Origin of the sequence: Lentilactobacillus parabuchneri DSM 5707 = NBRC 107865 (assembly GCF_001435315.1) — a bacterium.
Classification (GTDB): Bacteria; Bacillota; Bacilli; order Lactobacillales; family Lactobacillaceae; genus Lentilactobacillus; species Lentilactobacillus parabuchneri.
In genome coordinates, this window is record NZ_AZGK01000003.1 from 84,417 (window position 1) to 107,087 (window position 22,671).

Genomic DNA, 22,671 nt, shown 5'->3' on the forward strand with positions numbered 1-22,671 from the left:
CAAACTAAATAGAATGTGGTTTAATAAGCACAAGAAAAACTTGGCAATAATGAACGCAGTTTGTTCATCGTAGTCAGGTTTTTCTTGCCTTAAAGTCCACTTCAAGGTTTATGATGAGTGGGTGAGGTGGTCATATGAAAATTAATGAAGTTTCTAAAAAATATAACGTTGCGTCAGACACGTTGCGATACTGGGAACGAGTCGGGGCAATTCCGGCCGTTACAAGGGATGCTGCCGGTTATCGAAACTATGATCAAGAAGATTTGAACTGGGTCTCCTTTGCGATATGCATGAGGGATGCTGGTGTCAGTGTTGAATACCTGATCGACTACGTTTCACTATTCCAACAGGGAAAACAAACGGTTCAAGCAAGAAAAGAATTGCTTAACGAACAGCTTGAATCTGTGAGTGAACGATTAGCCAAAATGCAGGAATCTTATGATAAGCTGAAATATAAAGTAGACCATTATGAGCACATCGATAAGGATTACGATGGCAAAATGGGGAAACATTAAAACGCACCGGCAAAGTGATCAATTGGATCATTTCGCCGATGCGTTTTTAAATTTAATATCTGGTATCAAACTATCCACCATAACCGTTTGAAACAACCGTCCAGTCTCCGGTTGTCGCGTCCATTTGCTCCAAGGCCCCACTTGAGGTCACTCTAAAGCTGGCAACTTGTGGATTGGTATTGGTGTCGACGCCGCTCTTTTTAAATGCGGCAGCATTGTGGTTTTCCAAAACGCTGACATATAGCTGACCGTTTCGCATTTGCGGCATGTAGGTGAAGTCCGTGGACGCCACGTTCATATTTGGATATTTCGCTTTGACGTACGGCCAGATCCAGTTCACAACCTGCGCGTCAGTCAAATGATTATCATTGCTGGCTGACTGGGATGTTGAGCTGCTGGTCGTTGAGCCGGACTGCGAAGTAGTGGACGACTCAGAACCAGCCGTTGTGGCGCTGGTTGCTGATTTGGTCATACTGAGTGTCCCAGACGTTAATCCGGAGACATTGATTTGATTATCGCTGACAACGTTGATCGTGTAGACAACCGGCGTTTGATCAGCTTGATAAGATTTAATGACATAACCATCTTGACCAGTCGACTTATAAGTGACCTGGCTGGTCTTGTTGCTGGTTTCGGAGTTATACAGGCGATGATTGCTGTCATATTCATTGATGAAGCTGCTGGTTGCACTGCTGGTGATGTTTAAAAACTGCTTCGTGTATGGCAGCTTTTGCGCGTCACTTCCAGAGTTGTTGGCGAAATCAGTTGCCCAGGTGCCTTGAACGGCTTGCGGTGCACCGGTTTGCCAACTTTCAGAACTCGTTGCGTCAGCTAAAATAAAGGTGCTGTTGACCTTATGGTAGGCGGCATTGACGGTGTACGCCTGGTGGCTGCCATTAATCCAGTTGAAAGTCAGATGATATTTTTTGTTTTGATTGCTGACCATGGAAAAGTCGTAAACATTCTTTTGGTCAGTTGACTTCAACGATTTAATTTGACTGTTATCAATGGTCCCGTCTTGTTTGGAAGACAACTTCCAGTACCATTGACCTTTAGATTTATAAAATTGGGAATAAACTGGGTCTTCATTGGTTGTTTGCGAATCTTCCGGTACCTTGGCAGTTGCCGGTGACAGCAACCCATTTAATTTGGACGCACTTGGATTAGCTGCGCTTGAATCCTGCATGTCGGCCTTTTTGTTGCCGCATCCGGCAAGTAAAAGAACGCCTGCCAATCCGACGCCGATGAAAGGTAAAATTTTCTTCATGATGTGTACCCCCTGACGCCTTTATTATACCAGAGTGAACGGGGAGGGAATGGTCATACTTTCTCCAAATTTGTGTGGTTGTCAGGGAATATCACGATTTGGTTTGGGTAAAAAAGCACCAGTCCTCTTAACCATCGATTAAAAGCCAAACGAAAAGCCGTGGGCATGCCGCTCACGGCTTTTCAGTCAGAAAAATAAGTTGGTTTTAAAGATCTTCGCTCACATTATTAAAATATTCCACTGAGTAACGCCCATCATCAAAGTTGACTTTAGTGACGCTGCCATTCTTCGTTGAGACGTTCACGGGAATATCGCTCCAGCGGTCCACAACGTTTCGAATTAACGTGCCGTGTGTTGCCAAGAGAATTTTGTCGCCATCCGAAGCGTCTTCGACCACTTTATCAATCGCTGGTTTAAGCCGTTTCCAGAACGTTTCACCGCTTTCGGCATCTTTGTACGGGTCGGCAGCCGCAATCATGTCCTCGGCCTTGCTAATGCCAAATTCGGCAATTAAACCATGAAATGAGTTGATTCCAATCGGACCGCCAATTGTATGCCAGGTTTTGACGTCGTCTTCACCTTCATAGTAGCCAAAATTAAGTTCGCGAAAGCCGGCCACGGGAATTGGTGCCGTTAAGTCGGAAGGATTCTCCTGTAAAATCAAACGCCCTGTTTTGATTGCCCGCGAAGTATCGCTGCTGTAGGCGGCATCAAATTTAATTTGGCTGAGTCGTTTGCCGGCAGAAACGGCGTCGGCAATTCCCTTGTCGGTTAGTGGGGAATCGATGACCCCTTGGATACGGTGGTATTTATTTAAGTATGTTTGTCCGTGTCTAACAAAATATAGTGAGATCGTCATGACGTGTCCTCCTAAGTATACAATTATTTAAAACATCTCAATTATACCATATGATACTAGTGATTTAACTTGTATACCAATTTAATTGATATATCTGGGATCGTTAACTTTATTCATTATTCGATGCTGTTTTTTGAATTGGTACCGTTTTTATGATAAACTGTTAAGTCAAGTTATAGGGGGTAAAGTATGGCAGACAATATCAAAACACAAGAGCAACATCACTTGGACCACGTTATTGACGAAATCCATGTATCACAAAAAGACCTTGAGAAAAAAATCAAGGCAACTAAGCGTGATGTTAAGGATATCAATCGTAATTTCAATAATGATGTGCGGCTCAAAACCGAGACGTATAGCGGAATGATGGAAACTGCCATGTCGATTCGACAGCAGCAACAAATGCTTTCCGAACGGGAAAATCGGCAAGAACACGCTGCCAGAGAATTGGGGACGCTCAACAAGCTTGAGAAGAACCCTTATTTTGCACGGATTGATTTCCGTGAGGGCGACGAGAAGCGTGACGAAACCATTTATATTGGAATGGCGTCATTTACCGACCAGCCGGATCATTATTTAATTTATGATTGGCGGGCCCCTATCTCAAGTATTTACTATAACGGCGGGATTGGCGACGTGACGTATCAGACCCCGGACGGTGAACAGACGGTTGATGTCAAATTAAAGCGTCAGTTCCAGATTGAAAACTCAAAAATTAAAACCGTCTTTGACACTGAAGAAGTGGTCGGCGATCAAATGCTTCTGGATGCGTTGAGCAACCGTTCAGATACCAAAATGAAGAGTATCGTCACCACGATTCAAAAAGAACAGAACCAAATTATTCGAGACACGGATTCTGAATTGCTGTTTGTTCAAGGGTCAGCCGGGTCTGGGAAAACCGCTGCGGTGCTTCAACGAGTAGCATTTCTGCTGTATCAGTATCGCGGTAACTTGCACTCAGGACAGATTATTTTATTTTCGCCGAACCAGTTATTTAACGACTATATCAACCAAGTGCTGCCGGAACTTGGCGAACAGAACATGGTGCAGATGACCTTTTATCAATACAGTTCCCACCGGCTGCCAAGTATCCAAGTGGAAACCTTATCGCAGCGCTTTACCGAGCAGCTTGATAAGCACGCGCAAAAGCTGAACGATCTCAAGGGTAGCTTGACTTATTTCAAGGCTGTCAGTGCTTACGCCAACCATTTGAACAAAGAAGACATGCGCTTTCGAAATCTGATGTTTAACGGTGAAGTGTTGATTCCAAAGGAAAAGATTAGCGATATTTACTACGGGTTTAATGAAAACTACAATTTACGCAATCGTTTGGAATCCACTAAAGAAGAACTGATGAAGATTTTGAACCGGAAAATCCACGTTGAAATGAAGAAAAAGTGGGTTGAAGAGGCTGTTCAAAATCTGTCCAGAGAAGAAATCCAGCAGTTCCACGCTGAAGGCGAAGAAGAAATCTTAAATTCAGATAAGGAGTTTAAGTTCTTAGCCCGGCAGATCGTGGTCAAATCATTTAGAAAAGTTCAACGGCAGATTGCCCGCAATCACTGGTTGAGTATCAATAACCAGTTTGTCCACATGTTGCGCAGTATGCCGCAAATCGTTCATCTAAGTGATTTTGGGATTACCAGTGAAGACTGGCAGGAAGATATCAAGGCAACCATTGGCCGGCTCAAGCAGGGCAGAATATCTCTGGCCGACGCCTCCTCGTACATCTACTTGTATGACTTGATGACCGGAAAGCGCGGTGACAAAGATATCCGTTACCTGTTCATTGATGAAGTTCAGGACTATTCAGCCTTCCAGCTGGCATTTTTGAAATTCAGCTTTCCGCGGGCTAAATTTACGCTGCTTGGCGATTTGAATCAGGCAATCTTTACCCACGAAAACAGTAAGAAATTGTTGGGCGAACTTGGCAGCATGTTCCCTGAAGATAAGACGCGGGTCGTTCAGTTAACCAAGTCATATCGGTCGACCGAACAGATCACCAATTTTACCAGACACTTGCTGACAAACGGCGAGGATATTATTCCATTTAATCGTCAGGGCGATTTACCACACATTTATGTTAAAGCGGGCGTTGACGCTGCAGTGGAACAGGTTAAAGTCCAAACGGAACTTAATTTGGCCGATCACGAGACCACTGCGATTATTGGCAAGACGCTCAAGGAATGTAAAGAGTTGAGCGAAAAGCTATCTGAAGTCGGGGTTCAATCAACCTTGATTCGAACTGAAAATCAGCGGCTGGTAAAAGGGATTATTATTGTGCCGTCATACCTTGCCAAGGGGCTTGAGTTTGATAGCGTGATTATGTGGGACGCATCTCAGGCCTGCTACCCAGATGAAAGTGACCGCCAACTGGTTTACACAATCTGTACCAGGGCGATGCATCGCTTGACGGTTGTTGCGACTGAAACGCTGTCGCCAATCTTTGATACGGTTCCAACTGAAGAATATGAGCTCAATTAAGTAATCGATTAATCGGATCGTCATGACCCGATTTTTTTGTACCCTACGACAATCTAACAATGTTTTATGGGTTGATGTTATAATTGTTGGGTTAAGTAAAAGAACAGTCGGAGAAAAACAAATATGGATGATTTAATAAACTATTATTCGTTCACCAAAGATGAGTGGAAACATTTTAATAACGACAGTGAGGTCGACTTGCCGTTGACTTCTAATGAATTGCGGCACATCAAGGCCTTTAACGACCGCATCTCACTTCAAGATGTGGCTGATATTTATAAGCCGTTGGTGCATATGATTCGCCTTCAAAAAAACAATTTTGACCAGTGGCAGACCACCAAGGCCAGGTTCTTGCGAAAGACCGTGAGAACGGTGCCGTTTATTATCGGGATTTCCGGGAGTGTGGCGGTCGGCAAATCAACCACTGCCCGAGTGCTGGAAGAATTATTATCGAACTATTTTACTGGTGAGACCGTTAAGCTGATTACCACCGACGGGTTTTTGTACTCCAATGCGGAATTGAAAAAACGCGGAATCTATGACAAGAAGGGCTTTCCTGAAAGTTATGATATGCGGAAGCTGATTGCCTTTTTAAATGAAGTTAAGTCTGGTGTGCCGGTCACCAAATCGCCAGTTTACTCTCATCAAAGTTACGATATCATTCCCAACCGATTTGAAATTGTTGACCGGCCAGACGTTTTGATTGTTGAAGGAATTAACACGTTGCAGCTGCCAAGTAACGAACAGATTTACATCAGTGACTTTACCGACTTTTCGATTTATATGGACGCCGACACTCATTTGATTGAAAAGTGGTATCTGGAACGTTTTGGACGTTTGATGGATACCGCGTTTCAGGATCCCGATAACTATTATTACGATTACGCGCAGGGTGATCGGGATGATGCATTTGAGATGGCCCGCAATGTTTGGGACACAATTGATCTGCCCAACCTGAAGGCAAATATCCTGCCAACTCGGTCACGAGCTGATATGATTATGCATAAGACTGACAATCATTTGATCGATCGATTGTACCTGAGAAAATATTGATTGTTTGGATTTTAGAATTAATGTTGACCAAACCTAGTTGAATCGTTTATTATTTATGTAAGAACTTTGAAAGGGTGTATGATTTGGCAAACGTTGACTTATCAAGCTTCGATAAGATTTTAGTGCTGGATTTCGGTAGTCAGTATAACCAACTGATTACAAGACGGATCCGTGACTTAGGCGTATATTCAGAGCTTAAGTCGCATGCATTGTCCGCAAAACAGATCAAAGAAATGAACCCCAAGGGAATTATTTTCTCTGGGGGTCCGAATAGTGTGTATGAAGATGGCGCTTTGAAGGTTGATCCAGACATCTTTAAGCTGGGAATTCCAATTTTGGGAATTTGTTATGGCATGCAAATCATGGCATATACCCTTGATGGAGAGGTTGAAAAGGCCTCGAACTCCGAGTACGGCCACGCAGATATTCAAATCACTTCTGATGACGCGGTTTTATTTAAAGATACACCGCGCGAGCAGCCGGTCTGGATGAGCCACGGTGACTTGGTAACCAAAGTCCCAAGTGGTTTTGAAAGAGTTGCTACCAGCCGTGACTGTCCGATTTCTGCCATGCAGGATGTTGATCGCAATTTCTATGGCATTCAGTTCCATGCGGAAGTTCGCAATACCAAGTATGGAAATGACATTTTGAAGAACTTTGCGTTTAATGTCTGTCACGCAGAAGCAAACTGGTCGATGGATGACTTCATTGACCTGCAGATTCAACATATCCGAGAGACCGTTGGCGACAAGAAAGTGTTGCTGGGACTTTCAGGTGGTGTTGATTCGAGTGTTGTTGGTGTCTTGCTGCACAAAGCAATTGGCAAGCAGTTAACCAGTATTTTTGTTGATCACGGTTTGTTACGTAAGAACGAAGCCGATCAGGTTATGGATAGCTTAGTTGGTAAGTTTGGCTTGAACATCATTAAAGTCGATGCTCAGGAACGCTTCCTTTCCAAGTTAAAAGGTGTGACCGAGCCTGAAAAGAAACGGAAGATTATTGGTAATGAATTTATCCAGGTCTTCAATGATGAAGCGCGTAAGCTGGATGGCATTGACTTTTTGGCGCAAGGGACCCTTTACACCGACGTGGTTGAGAGTGGAACCGATACTGCCCAGACGATCAAATCGCACCATAACGTGGGCGGATTGCCAAAAGACATGAAGTTTAAGCTAATCGAGCCTTTGAACACATTGTTCAAGGATGAAGCCAGAGAAATCGGCGAGAAGCTTGGGATGCCTGAACAACTTGTTTGGCGTCAGCCATTCCCAGGCCCAGGTCTTGGGATTCGTGTCATTGGCGAAGTAACACCAGAAAAATTGCGGATTGTCCGCGATAGTGACTGGGTACTTCGTGATGAAATTGCCAAGTCCGGACTTGATCGTGACATTTGGCAATACTTCACCGTCCTTCCTGGATTTAGAAGTGTTGGTGTGATGGGTGACGGTCGGACTTACGATTACACCGTTGCTATTCGTGCCGTAAATTCCGTCGATGGGATGACCGCTGATTTCGCACGAATTCCGTGGGACGTTTTACAGAACGTTTCAACTCGAATTGTAAACGAAGTTGATGGTATTAACCGCGTAGTGTACGACATTACGAGCAAGCCACCGGCAACGATTGAATGGGAATAACAATTTTATAGAGTATAAAAGTAGAAGATCTCAAAGCCTTTATGGTATTGGGATCTTCTTTTTTGGGCTTATTTACTACATGGAACCTCCTTTCAAATACTTTCTGTGTTTCATCTGCCCAAAATAAATGGACTTGCTGGCACAATCAGTTGCACAGCAAGTCCATTCGTTTTTCTAGATTATCAGCAATTCTTCCGGCTTGGTTAATTTGTAATCTGCCTGCTGAATTGCTTCTGGGTTAACTGATCCGTAAAGGGCACCGGCAAAATTTGTCCCCGCCGCGTGGGCAGCCTGGAGGTCTGTTTCCATATCACCAATGTAGACCGTATTGCTTGGGTCGGCATGAAGTTTTTCCATGGCAAGCAGGATTGGATCAGGGGCAGGCTTGTGTGCTTGGGTATCTGAAGCGGTAACGGCTGTTGTAAATAATGTCGCAAATGGATAGTGATTTACAAAATATTGATGATATTCATCGGCTACCTTTGAGGTCACGATTCCCAGATGGACGTTGTCACGGCCAGCCAATTCGTTTAATACTTGGGGAATTTGTGGGTAGACTTTAACGCGATCTAATCGCTTGTACGCCAAGTCAATCCATTCCCGTTTGATATCATCACGGTCGTCATGAAGGCAACTGATTTGTTTGAGGGCATCATCAGCGGCAATCCCAAATAACTGATGCTGGATTTGATAGACTTCTCCCAATGTAAAAACGTAATTGTGCTTCTTCAGGACATCGAATAGTGCGGGCATATACATATCAAAGGTATCAAGGATCGTTCCATCGATATCAAAAATATAATTACTGATTTTGGTCATTTTCAGTGCTCCTTTCAAATACTTAGCGAACGTAAGATTCCTTAGGCAAACGAGGTTGCAATACTACCTAGCACAATTAGAACGATTCCGGCAATCGTATACATCATTTCTCGATGGCTCTTGATTTCGTGAAGAATCAAAATACCGCCAAATGTTGCAATAACGACGCTGAGCTGGGTCCAGATGAATGCCGATGTATTGCCATTTGCTTGAGCTGAATAAATGTACGACAATCCAGCGACGCCCCATACCAAGCCGGCAATAATGTTTAAGTACTGCTCACGCTGAGTGAAAGAACGCCTGTCGGCAAAGAATCCGTAAATCACGGCACCCAGCAAGATTCCTAACATTTCTGGTAAGAACATCGATGTGCCACTTTGCGCTTTGATAATTGGAATGTTTGGAAATGATGAATAGATCCAGAACCCGACGGTCGTGCACAGAAGAAACAATGCATCCTTCATGGAAACTTTGCCACCCTTTTGATCGCTGACAGAGGTACAAAGTGCCCCGACAATTACGATTATTAGGGCGATAACCCCAATAATCTTGGCTTTGGCCCCTGGCCAATCTCCAAAAATCAAAACGCCGATAATGGAATTTCCGACGAGTTGGAAAACCGTTGATAATGGGAAGGTGTTGGACACGCCAATTCGTTTGAAAGAAATAAACTGGCCGATTTGTCCAATGGTCCACAGCGCACCACAAAGCAGGGCAAAACAAAAGGCAGTCAAATTAACCGATGGTCGAGTGATCAAAAAGGCGATTAACCCAATAATCGATGTTCCCGCACCAATTCCAAAGATTTGATTGACGGGCCTTCCTCCAACCTTTCCTGTAACCAGCGGCATTACGCCCCAACCAATGGCAGGTAATAAAGCAATTAAAATGTTCATAGTCAATGACGCTCCCTCTCTTATTTCTTAACAAAATAACCATAATTTAGGAAACCAGTTTCCTGTCAAGACTAAAGTTCAAAAAGTCACAACTGGAGCGATAATATTCCGCCAAAACCTGTCGTTTAGTGCGCGACTTAGTTAGAACGAAAAAAGAAATCAAAAAAGAGGCCAGGGCACAAGTGATCTTGTGCTCCGGCCTCTATCCCTGGGGAGGGGATGATGTCGGTATCAAATAGTCGAAATTAAAGCGACAAATTTGAAGTTGACTTCGACAAAATGTTTATTTGTTGGCTTCCAAGTATTCCTTGGTGTACGAATCAACTGCTCGGAATGCCTGGGCAACGTCGTTTGGTTCAACCTTGAATGGGAGTCGGTAGATGGTGTCGTTTTCTGAACAAGCGGCTTTTCCTGCAGCCAGCAGTTCTTCGTCGGTGGCATTTTCCAAGTGTAAATCAGCCAAGGTTGTTGGCAGACCTAATGATAAAATCAGCTTGAAATACTTGTTGTAACGGTCTTGATCGGCACCTTCAAGCATTAATTGGGTCAAGGTTCCATAAGCAACTTTTTCACCATGGGTTAAAGCATGGGTTTGTTCCAGTGTCGTCAATCCATCGTGAATTGCGTGCGCACCTGACAGTCCACCACTTTCAAAGCCCAGTCCACTCATCAAAGTATTTGCTTCGATGACTTTTTCCAGGGCACTGGTTACCACGTGCTGCTTAACATCAGCGACTGCGATATGGGCGTATTTGAATAACGTCTCCTCACATTTTTGGCCAATAGCACTTCCAACCAATGTCTGCTTTTCATTCAACATGGTATCGGCACCAGCTTGAGCAACCGCCTGGGCTTCAACGTTGGTTGCCAAAGCGTCGGCAATTCCGGCGATCAGTAAGTGCGCAGGGGCACCGGCAATAATGTGACTGTCAACTAATACCAAGTTGGGGTTATGATTGTAGAAACGATAGTGATCAAAGCTGCCATCATCTGTGTAAATCACTGAAAGTCGTGAACATGGTGCGTCAGTTGACGCTAAAGTTGGCATGATGACAACGGGAATATCGAGGTTATCGGCAATGGCCTTTGCGGAATCACTTGTTTTTCCGCCGCCAAGGCCATAAATAGCGCTTACATTTTCGTCTTTACCAATTTGTGCAATCCGGTTGATTTCACTTTCGGATGATTCGCCTTGGAATTTAACGAGGACAACTGAGTAGCCGTGATCCTTTAAGTAGGATTCGAATTTTTGGCCGACAATATTATAAACACTGTCGTCGGTGAGCAAGAGTGGCTTGTCGCCAAAACCCTTCAGATACTGATCACTTTCAAATAAAACACCGTTACCTTGAATATATGAAGATGGTGAGCCAAATTCTTTTGTCATTATAAATCCCTCCAAAACATATTTGATTACAAATTCACAATACACTCGGAAACCGGTTTCTTGTCAAGCTAAAATAGCATATAATTGAAAAATAATGAGGTGATCGCATTGAAAACAATTTATGATGTTGCCAAAGCCGCCGGTTACGCGCCATCAACCGTTTCGAAGTATCTGACCCATCACGGATACGTCAGTCAAGCTGCCGGCAAAAAAATTGAACAGGCGATGGTGGATCTTGACTACCATTACAATGGTTTAGCCCGATTGTTAAACGAGGGGGCATCCTCACGTCTGGGCATCATGGTTCCCTACCTTGACCAGCCTTATTTTCAGGAACTCGTCCAATCGATTATGAACGTTTCAGTTCAGCAGCAACGAGAAGTGATCATTTTGCCGACAAATTATGATACCGGCTTGGAACAGTTGTACTTGGATCGGCTTGAACATCAGCTAATTGGGCAGCTGATTATTACGTCGCATGCCTTACCGTTGGAACAAATCGTCAACTATCAGAAGTTTGCGCCGATTGTGGTTTGTGAACGCAGCGCGCATTTGCCGATCAGGTCCGTTTACAATGATCGGTTGGGAACGTTTAAACAGCTGTTTGGAAAAATCAAGGCAGCAGGACAAACTCATATTGGGCTGATTCTTGCCCGACCAGCGTCACAAAGTCGTTCGACTGAAGAAGTGTTAACTGCTTATGCCGAAGTATTTGGCGAAAAGATTGCCCCCAACTTGGTTCGATACCATGGCAAAACGCTGGCGGATGGGATTCGGGAAGCAAAGCAGCTTCAACAAATTGATGATCAGCTTCAGGTTGTGTTAACAGAAGGGGATACAACCGCTGCTGGGGCCTATTCCGAGTATCAAAAATCGGGTACAAAGGTTACAGTCATTGGCCAAGGTAATGAGCTTCCCAGCCAACTACTGGAATTTTCGACGATTGACTATCACTTGGGAGAAGTTGGTAGACAGGCAGTTGCACTGTTGGCCGAAGAAGATGTGCGTTCGGTGGCTGTTCCGGTTGAAATTGTTGATCGAAAATAAAGTGTGATGAGAAGTGCGTGACAAGAAACACAAATTAATCAGGTCGTATGGCATGGCAAAAAAACGAGGTCGAATCAAAAGCTGACACTTTTGACTCGACCTCGTTTTAATAACTGCTTTCGAACATTCCACCCTCACAGCTGCGACTTGTGAAAACCTTTTTCCATCTTCGAAAGTGGTTTGGCAAATACGCGTCTTAACGGTGCAATAAGTAAGAATAGTGCACCGAATGCCGCTAGTGACAACATTGCCTGCCAATAAACGCTTGGAATCGGCCCGGCGATGGCTTCTCTGAACGCTTGAATCGTGTAAGTGAACGGCAAGAACGGTGCCAGTGCCGCCAAGTGATTTGGAATCAATTCCAGTGGGTAAACACCACCGGTTCCAAATAATTGAGCGATCATCATCAACACACTGAAGACTTTACCGACATTGCCGAACATGTAGACGAACGTGAACATGATAATGGTAAAGACAATTGTCGCCAAGTAGGCCGTTGCCAGCATTGCCAAAAGGCTACGTGGCCGTAAGCCAATGATTAACATTTCACCCAGCATGGTAAACGTTGTTTGGGTCATTGATAACGTCAGGTAAAGTAACAGTTTGCCGATATATTTTTGGACCATGTTTGATTTTGGAACCCGCTCGTCTTTTGGAATAATATAGCGCCACGAAACGATCGTGGTCAGCAGCAAAACGCCGACCCACATGGATAACGTGGTATAAAATGGCGTGACACCATAGCCAAACAGCTGCATATTATAAAGCGGCTTTTGCCTAAGCGTGATTGGTGACGCCAACAAGTTCGAAACTTTGGGATTTTCACCTAGCACATTGATTAATTTATTGAGATTGTCTTCATTGATAAATTTAGTTTTGTCATTCAGGTCATTAAGCTTGTCCTCAATTCCATTAAGGCGGGTTTTAATCCGGTTAACCTGAGAGACAGACAGCTTACTAATTGCTTTGCCACCAGCAGTTAAGGCATTTAGCTGGGGGATGAGTGAGCGAAGCGACTCTAAAACCTGATCGTTGCCGTTTAACTGGGTGTCCAAAGTATCGCTGAGACTATCGATCCCTTGGTTCACGGTATTGTTAAACGTTGAACCGATATCATCAAGGCTGTTTCCAAAGGCATTCGCAGTCTTATTCAACCGATTAATCAGACTGTTAATTGATTTCTTTGAGCTGCCGGATTGGTTGGCGGACTTTAATGCTGCCAAGTTACGTTGCTGTTGGTGAATCTCTTTTTTGGCGTTGCTCAATCCCTTGATTAAGGAAACTGTTTGGTTGTTTGGCAAAATATTGTTCAAGACATCGGCAACCCGCAGTGCGTTATTGATGTGGTCAAGCGTGTTGGCATTTAAAGTTTCCAACTGGTTGATTTCACTGCCCAACAACGACCGCCCGGAGGAACTTCCGTTACTGCCCAAACTTGAAATTAACGAGCGCATTTGATTGTTGTCTGATTGAAGGGCATTTAACCCACTCGATAAATCGTTTCGAGACGACCGCAGTGTTTCCTTGGTTGACTGTGTTAAGGCTCTTCCGTGGCTGACAACCTGCTGAAGATTGGTAATCTGGCTTGAAATCTTGGGGATATCTTTTTGAACGGTCTGCAAATATTTCTGGGCATTGCCGGAGTCCTTGTTTGCCCGACTTAAATACCCTTTGGTTTTCTTAACCGTATTAACGGCGTCCAGCAGCGACGATCGAATTTGAAGAATCTCCGGCTTGTGGGTATTGATTTTTTCACCGGCTGAATTCATTTCTTTTAGTGCTGCCTTGGTTCCGATTTTGATGAAACTATCACGGACCTGCTCGGTTAAGGCATCAACTGCTTGGCCGGAAATTTTGGTTGCGGCTGGGTTTAACTTTTCGTTGGATTTATAAACGATATTTGGCTTTTCCGGATTGGTTGAAACCAGAGTTGCCAACTTACTTGAAAAGTCATTGGGAATTTCAATCAGGGAGTAATATTTTCCTTCGTCCAAGCCGTTATTTCCCTGCCAATCGTTGGTAATAATCCAATTGATGGAATGGTTTTGTCTGAGTTGGCCGACAATTTGGTCACCGACGTTGAGCTGTTTGCCATTGACGGTACTGCCCTCATCATCGTTGACGACTGCGATGGGTAAACGGCTGGTATTGGCTTTAGAGTAGGGGTCCCAGGACACTTTGATGTTTGGAATTGCGTAGATTGCGGGAATAAGACAAAAAGCCAGCAGTGTGATCCACACTGGCCGGCTATGAAATATTTTCCGTAAGTCACGTTTGAATAATGTTAATATTGTTCTCATAAATGGGTCCCTTTAGTTGATCCGATCGAGTAATCCTTGGGCCAAGGCAAACACCTGATTGTTGAGGTTATGAATGGCAACAACTTTTGGATACAATTTATTAATCCCTTCACTAAATAGGTAGTTGAGTGTCTGGCCATCGGACTTGATCATTTCAAAGATTTGGTTGAGCTTGATGATGTCTGGATTATTGGTAATTGAGTTTTTCAGATTGGTGAGCTGGGTTAACAGATCCGGCAGGGTACTTTGCTTATCCATGAGTTTTAGAATTGAAATCACGTTGTTTTTGTTATCCGTGGACAAGGTATCAATTAAGCCAATAATTTGATTCAATTGTTTGCGCTGCTGGTTGATGTTAATGAGTCTAACCAAATGGCCGCTCCAAATCCAGCCTTTAACCTTGCCATTTCCATTTTTGACATAGTAATACACAGCTTTATTTCCATTAGCTCGTTGTAGCGTTGCGGATTTATAGGTGTAAAATGTGGTCAAAGGATAGTTATCTGCATTATGAACTTTTTTCTGCAGTGTCGTTGAACTGTAAAGATAGCCGCTGACTGCCCGGTATGGCGCCTTGGTTAATGATTGGGTACTAACGACCTTAGCGGCGGTTGATTTGGCCGACACGGTGTTTGACTGCGACAGGCCAATGCCAAATAGCACTGCCAGACCCAATACCCAAAGTTTTGCGATGATGTGTTTCATAGTAAGATCCCCCTTGAAATTCGACAAGAATTGTTAACTATGGTTAACTGTTGTTAATCATTCGCATACGCGTTATTATCAGTATAATGCATTTTTCAACAGAAACAAGCAAGTTAAAAAATTTGAGGGTTGTTCGATGTTTAAAAATATTAAATTAATTTATCAACGCGATTTAAAAGCGATTTTTAAATATAAAGCAGCGCTGCTGACCATTACGGCGCTGTGTGTTTTGCCATGTCTATATACGCTGGTCAACGTTAAGGCGATTTGGAATCCTTATACGTCCCAAGAGGTCAGCAAGATTCCGGTTGCCGTTGTCAATGAGGATCAAGGGACCAGCGTACAGGGCAAGACGATGAATCTGGGCAAGCAAATCATCACCCAGCTGAAGCAAAATAATCAGATTGGCTGGCGCTTTGTCGATGCCGGTACGGCTCAAAAACGTGTTCGGGCCGGGAAATACTATGCCGAAATCAAAATTCCAAGCAGCTTTTCAGCGGACCTGGCCAGCATTGTGAGTTCCAATCCGAAAAAAGCACATCTTGATTATATTGCAGACACCAAGGCCAGTCCAATGGGTTACAAGATCACGGAGGCGGCCTCACAAAACCTGCTTAACACCATTAAAAAACAATTCGTCTATCAAGTAAATAGTACTATCTTTTCTTATTTAAACATTGCCGGTAAGAAGGCCCAGGCGAACGAGTCCCAGATTTTAAATTTAAAGGATTTGATTATCAATTTGGGTGACAGCATGGACCTGGCGACCAATACATTGGGCGACATTAGTGATACGTCCAGTGGGCTGGCGGCCGTCTTTACTGAGATTAAGCCGGTCATATCGGCTTCTCAAAACGTCAATATCAATCAAGCAATTGGCGAATCCAATAGTAGTTTGATTAAAAGTGTCAATCATTCCGTCAATCAGTCATTTAACAATCTTCACACCGGCCTAACCGGGATTCAATCCGACGCGCAGCGGTTGAGAACCCTCACTAACCAGTTAAATCAAACCACGTCATCAGCCAGCAAAAGCCAAGTCAGTGCTTTGACCAGTCAGATCCTGTCCCAAATTAAATTATTGCAAGGGCAAATCACGCCATTGATTTCATACCTAAACACCATTAATAAGACCCAGAATCTAACTGGGGTCGCTAACTTGATCAGCCAGTTGAATGATGTCAAAAGTATTTTAAGTGATCAATCCGAACAAGTGACCCAACTGCAGCGCAACTTGTCTTCCGGCAATTCTGCCAATGCCCGGCTGCAGCAAAATATTGCCAGTCACTCCTATTCGGTGGCGACCAGGCTTAACGCAACGCTGTCAACTTATAACGCCCGGGTTAAATCCGAGTTAAATGCCATCCAACGGAATTTATTATCCGCGAACAGTAAGGCTGCCAGCGTCTTAAATAACGTTAATGGGATTCGCAGTTTAAACGAAAAGTCGTTGGATACGATTATTTCAGGTAACCAACTCGTCAGTCAGTCGACTGGCGACCTTGAGTCCCAGCTGCTTCAGTATAAGGGTGTGATTCAGCAGGCCAGTAATCAACTGAAGCTGACTTCTGATAACAATATTGCAGACATCATCAGTGTTCTTCAAAACAACCCCAAGCTGATGGGGGATGCGTTATCACAACCATTTAACGTTAAAAACGAGAATATCTATCGGGTCAGCTCGTTTGGTGAAGCTTTCGCGCCGACCTACATGGCGTTATCAATTTGGGTTGGCTGCGCGATGCTGGTGGCCGTTCTGCATACCTCAGTGCCGAAATATCATAAGTTTGCCAATTTGAAGCCACGGGAAGAATACATTGGCAAGATGCTGTTGTACAACACCTTGTCGATGATTCAAACAATGGTGATTATTCTCTCGGCGGTCTTTATCTTGAGAATTCACGTGGAAAGTTTATTCCTAATGGTGATGATCGGCGTGGTCTCGTCGCTGACGTTCTCGGTAATCGTGTATACGATGGCGTCAGTGTTTGGAAACTTGGGGAAAGCCCTGGCAATTATGATGGTTGCCTTTCAATTGGCCGGAAGTGGCGCAATTTATCCAGTCCAGCTTGATCCCTTGTTCCTCAGAATCGTTCAGCCGATATTCCCATTCTCATATGCGGTCAGTGGCTTCCGTGAAGCGGTTGGCGGGCCAAACGTGGGGACCGTCGTCCTCGACTTTTTCGTTTTGATTTGCATGTTGATCGGCGGCCTGTTAGTTGGTTTATTCTTGAAAGACTTCTTCAGAAGAGTGACAGCCAGACTGCTGAACGATTTTACCAAGACTGGCATTGGCCAGTGATGGTATTCATAATTGATGAAATGAGAAAAGGCCGGAGCAAAACGTTTTGTTTTGCTTCGACCTTTTTTGGTTTCAATATTACTTTGCTGAATTGTGCGACAAACAGCAGCTTCCAGAGTATAAGCAACTTGTCCAACCATCCAAACCCGTTAATAATCGATTGTTAGGCCTAAATTCTGGGAGCAAAACATTTGTTTCACTTCGACCCTTTTAGGCTCAATATTACTTAGTTGAATCATGCGTCAATCGGCTGATCCCCGCCATTTAAGCCCAACAATCAATCATTCCAAACCCAGGAATAATCGATTGTTGACCTTAAATTCTGGGATCAAAACGCCGATTGTCGCACACTAATCCTAAGCAAACGACGTCGCAATACTTCCGAGAACAATCAAGACGATTCCGGCAATCGTATACATCATTTCGCGATGGCTCTTATGTTCGTGCAAAACAGCAATGCCGCCGAATGTGGCAATGACGACACTCAACTGTGTCCAGATAAAGGCTGACGTATTTCCGTTTGCCTGTGCTGAATAAATGTAAGATAGTGCCGCAATCCCCCAGATGAGTCCGGCAAAGATATTCAGGTACTGTTCTTTTTGGGTAAATGATTTCCGATCCGTAAAGAGGCCAAAAATCACTGCACCAACCAAAATTCCCAGCATTTCCGGCAAGAAGATTGACGTGCCGCTTTGGGCTTTAATAATCGGAATATTTGGAAATGACGAGTAAATCCAGTAACCAACGGTGGTCACCAACAAGAATAGTGAGTCCTTCAAGGTAATCTTACCGTCTTTTTGATCACTAACAGAGGTTAAGAGGGCCCCGGAAATGACGATCAATAGGGCGATAAAGCCAATCACTTTGGACTGGGTACCTTTCCAGTCACCGAAAATCAAGACGCCCAGAATTGAGTTACCCACTAACTGGAACACAGTTGAAAGTGGGTAGGTGTTAGCAACGCCAATTCGCTTGAAAGAAATAAACTGACCAATTTGGCCAATTGTCCACAGGGCACCACAGACGAGGGCAAATAGGAATGCCTTGCCATCAACGGCTGGACGGGTAATAGCAAAAACAATTAAGCCGATAATGGTTGTTCCAGCACCAATTCCAAAAATCTGGTTCGTGGGTGAGCCACCAACTTTTCCAGTGACTAACGGCATTAATCCCCATCCCAGAGCGGGCAGCAATGCAATAAGTATATTCATAATCAAAATTCTCCTTCTCTTTAAGTAACAATAGCTATCATATAACTTATGAAAATAAATTTCCATAAAAACGGTTACAAAATTTATATAAATTTAAAATATTTTAAATAAGATTCACGGTAGAATCAAGTGGGACAAGGAATACAAAAATTTGGACGGTTAGCGAACAAAGAGGGCTGAAACATAAATCAACGACTTATGTGCCAACCCTCTTGTAAAAAACTTTCAATATGCTAGTGGCGGTTATTATAAGCTTGGACTTGCGAGCGTTGATACAGCGCATATCCGCCATAAATTGCGGCAATCACAAGTCCGATCAGCAGGAGCTTCGAGAAAATTAAAACGCCAAACAATAGGAAGACAACCCAAAACGACGCTTTAAGAAGCAGCCAGCTGATTTTAATGGCTAGTGTGCCAAATAGTAAGAGTAAAATCAATAACGTGATCATGGTGATGTCCTTCCTTCAATGGCTAAATGACAGCCACGTTTGATTAACCTAAATTTATCACTTTTTTCCTAGGATGCAAGCTCATTTAACTAAAAAATTAACTGGTTAAAGTTCACTGATCGTCGTTTCCCAAGACCTTGAAATTATGCTTTAATTTGGGCCAAACGTACCGGTCCGCAGTTTGAATAATCAGACCATTAAATAAAATGGAAAAAATGGTGCCGACGTTGACGGCGTAAAGGTTCTTTGTCACGGCAAATGAGATGACCATCGCGATAATTGGGGGAATAAAATCAATTAGTTGGGCCGCTACGGCACTCTTCTTTAGATACATAAACCGCAAAATGTTGGTCGTGTCGTCGTTAGGGTGCATTAGAAGGTTGGCTCGTTGATAAAGTGAGATTGCTGTGCAAAAGAAAATAATGCCCAGGCAGGCAAGAATGCCCCGAACGACAATCGGCAACTGGCCAACTCCCAGCAGCTCAAAGCCCTGGACAAAAATATTGACGAAGTAGCTGAAGAAGCAAACATAGAGGACTTCACCAATAAAGCGCGGCCAATCCAAATATTTCAGCAGAATTTGGTTGGTAATAGCGTTTAACAACCCGATGAAAAATAAGATCATCCCAACGTTGACGTTGAACCAGTGGCTATAATTCACAGCCGAAGCTGTCCAAACAGCGCTTCCCATGTTGGCGGAAATCGTGAGTGCATTTCCAAATGCGTTTAAAATCAACCCGGAAATCAGCCCGGTCCAACGTTGTGCTTTTGTATTTTTGATGATGCTCGCCCCCTAATAACACTAGTGTAGCAAGCATCAACAAATACGGCAAACGAGATTTATTGACCACCTGCTTTCCCATAGTCGTATAATATAATTAACTAAATTTCATCAGGAGGCATTTCATGGCAGAACAGCTAACTCATTTTTATGAAAAGTTTCAACCAACCCATTACAATATTTATTTAGATATCAACCGACAAGACAAACAATTCTCCGGAACTTCAACAATTACAGGAGACGCCAAAGAACAAAGCATTTCAATTCACCAAAAGTTTTTGGACATTCAATCTGTTCAATTAGATGGACAGGATCTTTCATTTACCAGGGACGATAAGCAGGAAGCAATTCATATTAATTTGCCGAAAACGGGTGAAGTCAAGCTGGTCATCGCCTTTCAAGCCAAGTTAACCGATACCATGATGGGAATTTATCCTTCTTATTATGAAGTTGACGGCGTTAAAAAACAGATCATTGGAACCCAGTTCGAGACGACGGCAGCCCGTCAAGCGTTTCCATGTGTTGATGAACCCGAAGCCAAAGCGACTTTTGACTTGGCCATCAAATTCGATGAGCACGAGGGCGAATCAATCATCAGTAATATGCCCGAAATCAGAACTGAAAACGGCGTTCACTATTTTGACACGACAATGAGAATGTCGACTTACCTGATTGCCTTTGGCTTCGGTGAGCTCCAAAGTGTCAAAACGACCACCAAGAGCGGCGTTGAAGTCGGCGTCTTTTCGACGAAAGCGCATCAACAAAGCGAGCTGGACTTTGCCTTGGATATTGCCAAACGTTCAATCGAATTTTACGAAGACTTTTATCAAACCCCTTATCCGTTACCACATTCATGGCAGTTGGCATTGCCCGACTTCTCAGCCGGCGCGATGGAAAACTGGGGACTGGTTACGTATCGGGAAGCCTACTTATTATTAGATCCTGAAAACACCTCGTTTGAAATGAAACAATTGGTGGCAACCGTGATCGCCCATGAACTTGCGCACCAGTGGTTTGGTGACTTGGTGACGATGAAGTGGTGGGACGATTTATGGTTGAATGAAAGTTTCGCCAACATGATGGAATACGTTGCGATTGATGCGATCGAACCCAACTGGCACATTTGGGAAGTCTTCCAAACTTCTGAAGCGCCAGCCGCCCTCCAACGGGATGCGACTGACGGGGTGCAATCTGTCCACGTTCAAGTGGAAGATCCTGCCGAAATCGATTCGATTTTTGATTCAGCCATTGTGTATGCCAAGGGTGCCCGGATGCTGGTCATGGCCCGGGCCCTGGTTGGTGATGGTGCCTTACGAAAAGGCTTGAAGGCTTATTTTGACGCCCACAAGTTCCATAATGCCACCGGTGCTGATTTGTGGTCAGCGTTGGGGGATGCATCCGGAATGGATGTCGGTGCCATCATGAACTCCTGGTTGGAACAACCCGGTTATCCGGTGGTCACGGCCAAAGTGGTTGACGGCCAATTAACGCTGTCACAGCAACAATTTTTCATTGGCAAGGGACATGATGTTGACCGCAAGTGGCAGATTCCGTTGAACAGTAATTACGAGGCAGTTCCCGAAATTATGGCCGATCAGTCGTTGACAATTGGCGATTACGCCGAACTCCGAAACAAGACGGGCAAACCGTTCTTCTTAAACGTCGGTAACAGTTCGCACTTCATTGTTCAATACGATGAAACCTTAATGAAGGATATTTTGGATCACGTGGCCTCATTAGATTCAATTTCTCAACTTCAACTGCTTCAAGACTTGCGTTTATTAGCCGATGGTCGCAAGAATTCATACGCCAACATTGTGCCGTTACTGCCAACGTTTTCTGAGAGCCAGTCAAACATTGTGAATGCGGCCCTCTATCGAGTTGCATCCAACCTTCAGAAGTTTGTGACACCAAAATCTGTTGAAGAAACCGCGTTGAAGGCGTTCTTTGATAAGCTGAGTGCTTCTCAGTTGGCACATTTGGGTTGGCAGCCTAAAGCTGGTGAATCAAACGATGACCAATTGACCCGGCCATATATTTTGAGTGCTGCCCTGTATGCGGAAAATGCTGACGCCATTGCTTCTGCCCATACGTTGTTTAACCAAAACAAAGAAAACCTTGCCGGATTATCAGCCGACATTCGGGTGTTTGTTTTGAAAAATGAAGTCAAAAATTTTGGTAGCGATGCGCTATTTGATCAACTATTGGCCGATTACCGCAAGACGGCTGATGCCAGTTACAAGCAGGACATTTGCGCTGCTTTGACCAGTACAACTGATGCCAGCCTAATTGCCAAATTAGTCTCCAAGTTCGAAGATGCCGACACGATTAAACCTCAAGATCTGCGTGCCTGGTTCCGTGGGGTGCTCGCCAATAATGACGGCCAACAAGCTGCCTGGGACTGGATTCGAAACGATTGGCAGTGGCTCGAAGACACTGTGGGTGGGGATATGGAATTTGCCACCTACATTACGGTCATTGCAGGTATCTTCCATACGCAACAGCGGTTGGATGAGTTTAAGGCCTTCTTTGAGCCTAAGATTCCAACACCTGGCTTAACCCGCGAAATCAAGATGGACATCAGTGTCATCGATAGTCGCGTCAGCCTCGTTCAAGATGAAAAGGCCGATGTCAATGCCGCAATTTCTCAAGTAATTAAATAATGAATGGCAAGAGGGTTTCATCCATTCCTGGATGGCCCTTTTTGTATGCCCAATTCGGCAAGCATTCCGATTAAATCATGGCCGATTGTAGATTGGGTGCTTTTTAAGTAATGTTACACATTTATAATATTCTTGAAAAAAAGTTAAAAAATGACCGCGAGAATAGTCGTTTGCACTGTAATATTTGCTGCACCAGCCATTTCACGTATTGTGTTCAAATTGATTTGGGCATATGTTTGTTGAGTGAATGAACGACAAATGTTCAATTTTTTTTTTGGACAAATTAACAGAAATGT

17 protein-coding genes are annotated in these 22,671 nt (G+C 44.0%); 7 read left to right on the forward strand and 10 right to left on the reverse strand.

Annotated elements, in window-relative coordinates; genetic code table 11:
• Positions 1-134: 134 nt before the first annotated feature.
• Positions 135-515 carry a MerR family transcriptional regulator gene (locus FC51_RS04275; protein WP_057910935.1) on the forward strand — a complete coding sequence of 127 codons (381 nt, stop codon included), beginning with the start codon at positions 135-137 and terminating at the stop codon, positions 513-515.
• Between the two features lie 70 nt (positions 516-585).
• Here the strand turns inward: FC51_RS04275 and FC51_RS04280 are convergent, their stop codons facing one another.
• Both FC51_RS04280 and FC51_RS04285 read right to left on the reverse strand, forming a co-directional pair.
• On the reverse strand, positions 586-1,782 hold the full coding sequence (locus FC51_RS04280; protein ID WP_057910936.1) for a hypothetical protein: 1,197 nt from the start codon (positions 1,780-1,782) through the stop codon (positions 586-588).
• Positions 1,783-1,987: 205 nt separating this feature from the next.
• On the reverse strand, positions 1,988-2,641 hold the full coding sequence (locus FC51_RS04285) for a histidine phosphatase family protein (protein WP_057910937.1): 654 nt from the start codon (positions 2,639-2,641) through the stop codon (positions 1,988-1,990).
• A gap of 189 nt (positions 2,642-2,830) precedes the next feature.
• Here FC51_RS04285 and helD point away from each other — a divergent pair, with 189 nt between their 5' ends.
• The 3 genes from helD (at position 2,831) to guaA (ending at position 7,815) form a co-directional block, all read left to right on the forward strand.
• On the forward strand, positions 2,831-5,125 hold the full coding sequence (helD, locus tag FC51_RS04290; protein WP_057910938.1) for an RNA polymerase recycling motor HelD: 2,295 nt from the start codon (positions 2,831-2,833) through the stop codon (positions 5,123-5,125).
• Between the two features lie 123 nt (positions 5,126-5,248).
• On the forward strand, positions 5,249-6,178 hold the full coding sequence (coaA, locus tag FC51_RS04295; protein ID WP_057910939.1) for a type I pantothenate kinase: 930 nt from the start codon (positions 5,249-5,251) through the stop codon (positions 6,176-6,178).
• Positions 6,179-6,261: 83 nt separating this feature from the next.
• Positions 6,262-7,815, forward strand: a complete 1,554-nt coding sequence (guaA, locus tag FC51_RS04300; protein WP_057910940.1) for a glutamine-hydrolyzing GMP synthase — start codon at positions 6,262-6,264, stop codon at positions 7,813-7,815.
• A gap of 174 nt (positions 7,816-7,989) precedes the next feature.
• Here guaA and FC51_RS04305 read toward each other — a convergent pair whose 3' ends face one another.
• The 3 genes from FC51_RS04305 to FC51_RS04315 all read right to left on the reverse strand — a co-directional run bounded on the left by FC51_RS04305 (position 7,990) and on the right by FC51_RS04315 (position 10,917).
• Positions 7,990-8,634 carry an HAD family hydrolase gene (locus tag FC51_RS04305; protein ID WP_057910941.1) on the reverse strand — a complete coding sequence of 215 codons (645 nt, stop codon included), beginning with the start codon at positions 8,632-8,634 and terminating at the stop codon, positions 7,990-7,992.
• A 41-nt stretch (positions 8,635-8,675) separates the two neighbouring features.
• Positions 8,676-9,530 (reverse strand): GRP family sugar transporter, encoded by an 855-nt coding sequence (locus tag FC51_RS04310; protein WP_057910942.1) that lies wholly within the window; start codon positions 9,528-9,530, stop codon positions 8,676-8,678.
• A gap of 283 nt (positions 9,531-9,813) precedes the next feature.
• Positions 9,814-10,917, reverse strand: coding sequence for a glycerol dehydrogenase (locus FC51_RS04315; protein ID WP_057911209.1), 1,104 nt, complete (start codon positions 10,915-10,917; stop codon positions 9,814-9,816).
• A 108-nt stretch (positions 10,918-11,025) separates the two neighbouring features.
• On the opposite strand from FC51_RS04315, the gene FC51_RS04320 reads away from it, so the two are divergent.
• Positions 11,026-11,964, forward strand: coding sequence for a LacI family DNA-binding transcriptional regulator (locus tag FC51_RS04320; RefSeq protein WP_057910944.1), 939 nt, complete (start codon positions 11,026-11,028; stop codon positions 11,962-11,964).
• A gap of 134 nt (positions 11,965-12,098) precedes the next feature.
• On the opposite strand, the gene FC51_RS04325 is transcribed toward FC51_RS04320, so the two are convergent.
• Positions 12,099-14,264 carry a YhgE/Pip domain-containing protein gene (locus tag FC51_RS04325; RefSeq protein WP_057910945.1) on the reverse strand — a complete coding sequence of 722 codons (2,166 nt, stop codon included), beginning with the start codon at positions 14,262-14,264 and terminating at the stop codon, positions 12,099-12,101.
• A gap of 12 nt (positions 14,265-14,276) precedes the next feature.
• Positions 14,277-14,969 (reverse strand): hypothetical protein, encoded by a 693-nt coding sequence (locus FC51_RS04330; RefSeq protein ID WP_057910946.1) that lies wholly within the window; start codon positions 14,967-14,969, stop codon positions 14,277-14,279.
• 136 nt (positions 14,970-15,105) lie between these two features.
• Here FC51_RS04330 and FC51_RS04335 point away from each other — a divergent pair, with 136 nt between their 5' ends.
• The gene (locus tag FC51_RS04335; protein ID WP_057910947.1) at positions 15,106-17,271 is read left to right on the forward strand and encodes a YhgE/Pip domain-containing protein; all 2,166 of its coding nucleotides are present in this window, start codon (positions 15,106-15,108) and stop codon (positions 17,269-17,271) included.
• Positions 17,272-17,627: 356 nt separating this feature from the next.
• On the opposite strand, the gene FC51_RS04340 is transcribed toward FC51_RS04335, so the two are convergent.
• The 3 genes from FC51_RS04340 to FC51_RS04350 all read right to left on the reverse strand — a co-directional run bounded on the left by FC51_RS04340 (position 17,628) and on the right by FC51_RS04350 (position 19,712).
• Positions 17,628-18,482, reverse strand: a complete 855-nt coding sequence (locus FC51_RS04340; RefSeq protein WP_057910948.1) for a GRP family sugar transporter — start codon at positions 18,480-18,482, stop codon at positions 17,628-17,630.
• A gap of 233 nt (positions 18,483-18,715) precedes the next feature.
• Positions 18,716-18,931, reverse strand: coding sequence for a hypothetical protein (locus FC51_RS04345; protein ID WP_057910949.1), 216 nt, complete (start codon positions 18,929-18,931; stop codon positions 18,716-18,718).
• Between the two features lie 112 nt (positions 18,932-19,043).
• Entirely contained in the window at positions 19,044-19,712 is a 669-nt protein-coding gene (locus tag FC51_RS04350; protein WP_075141203.1) for a DUF6198 family protein, read from the reverse strand.
• A 125-nt stretch (positions 19,713-19,837) separates the two neighbouring features.
• Between FC51_RS04350 and FC51_RS04355 the strand changes: the two genes are divergently transcribed.
• The gene (locus FC51_RS04355) at positions 19,838-22,375 is read left to right on the forward strand and encodes a M1 family metallopeptidase (RefSeq protein ID WP_057910950.1); all 2,538 of its coding nucleotides are present in this window, start codon (positions 19,838-19,840) and stop codon (positions 22,373-22,375) included.
• The last annotated feature ends 296 nt before the right edge of the window (positions 22,376-22,671 follow it).

Coding starts and splice junctions, on each gene's coding strand:
- FC51_RS04340 (WP_057910948.1), bottom strand. CDS start 18,482: ATGAATATACTTATTGCATTGCTGCCCGCTCTGGGATGGGGATTAATG.
- FC51_RS04310 (WP_057910942.1), bottom strand. CDS start 9,530: ATGAACATTTTAATTGCTTTATTACCTGCCATTGGTTGGGGCGTAATG.
- coaA (WP_057910939.1), top strand. CDS start 5,249: ATGGATGATTTAATAAACTATTATTCGTTCACCAAAGATGAGTGGAAA.
- FC51_RS04345 (WP_057910949.1), bottom strand. CDS start 18,931: ATGATCACGTTATTGATTTTACTCTTACTATTTGGCACACTAGCCATT.
- FC51_RS04330 (WP_057910946.1), bottom strand. CDS start 14,969: ATGAAACACATCATCGCAAAACTTTGGGTATTGGGTCTGGCAGTGCTA.
- FC51_RS04305 (WP_057910941.1), bottom strand. CDS start 8,634: ATGACCAAAATCAGTAATTATATTTTTGATATCGATGGAACGATCCTT.
- helD (WP_057910938.1), top strand. CDS start 2,831: ATGGCAGACAATATCAAAACACAAGAGCAACATCACTTGGACCACGTT.
- FC51_RS04280 (WP_057910936.1), bottom strand. CDS start 1,782: ATGAAGAAAATTTTACCTTTCATCGGCGTCGGATTGGCAGGCGTTCTT.
- FC51_RS04355 (WP_057910950.1), top strand. CDS start 19,838: ATGGCAGAACAGCTAACTCATTTTTATGAAAAGTTTCAACCAACCCAT.
- FC51_RS04335 (WP_057910947.1), top strand. CDS start 15,106: ATGTTTAAAAATATTAAATTAATTTATCAACGCGATTTAAAAGCGATT.
- FC51_RS04275 (WP_057910935.1), top strand. CDS start 135: ATGAAAATTAATGAAGTTTCTAAAAAATATAACGTTGCGTCAGACACG.
- FC51_RS04285 (WP_057910937.1), bottom strand. CDS start 2,641: ATGACGATCTCACTATATTTTGTTAGACACGGACAAACATACTTAAAT.
- FC51_RS04315 (WP_057911209.1), bottom strand. CDS start 10,917: ATGACAAAAGAATTTGGCTCACCATCTTCATATATTCAAGGTAACGGT.
- FC51_RS04325 (WP_057910945.1), bottom strand. CDS start 14,264: ATGAGAACAATATTAACATTATTCAAACGTGACTTACGGAAAATATTT.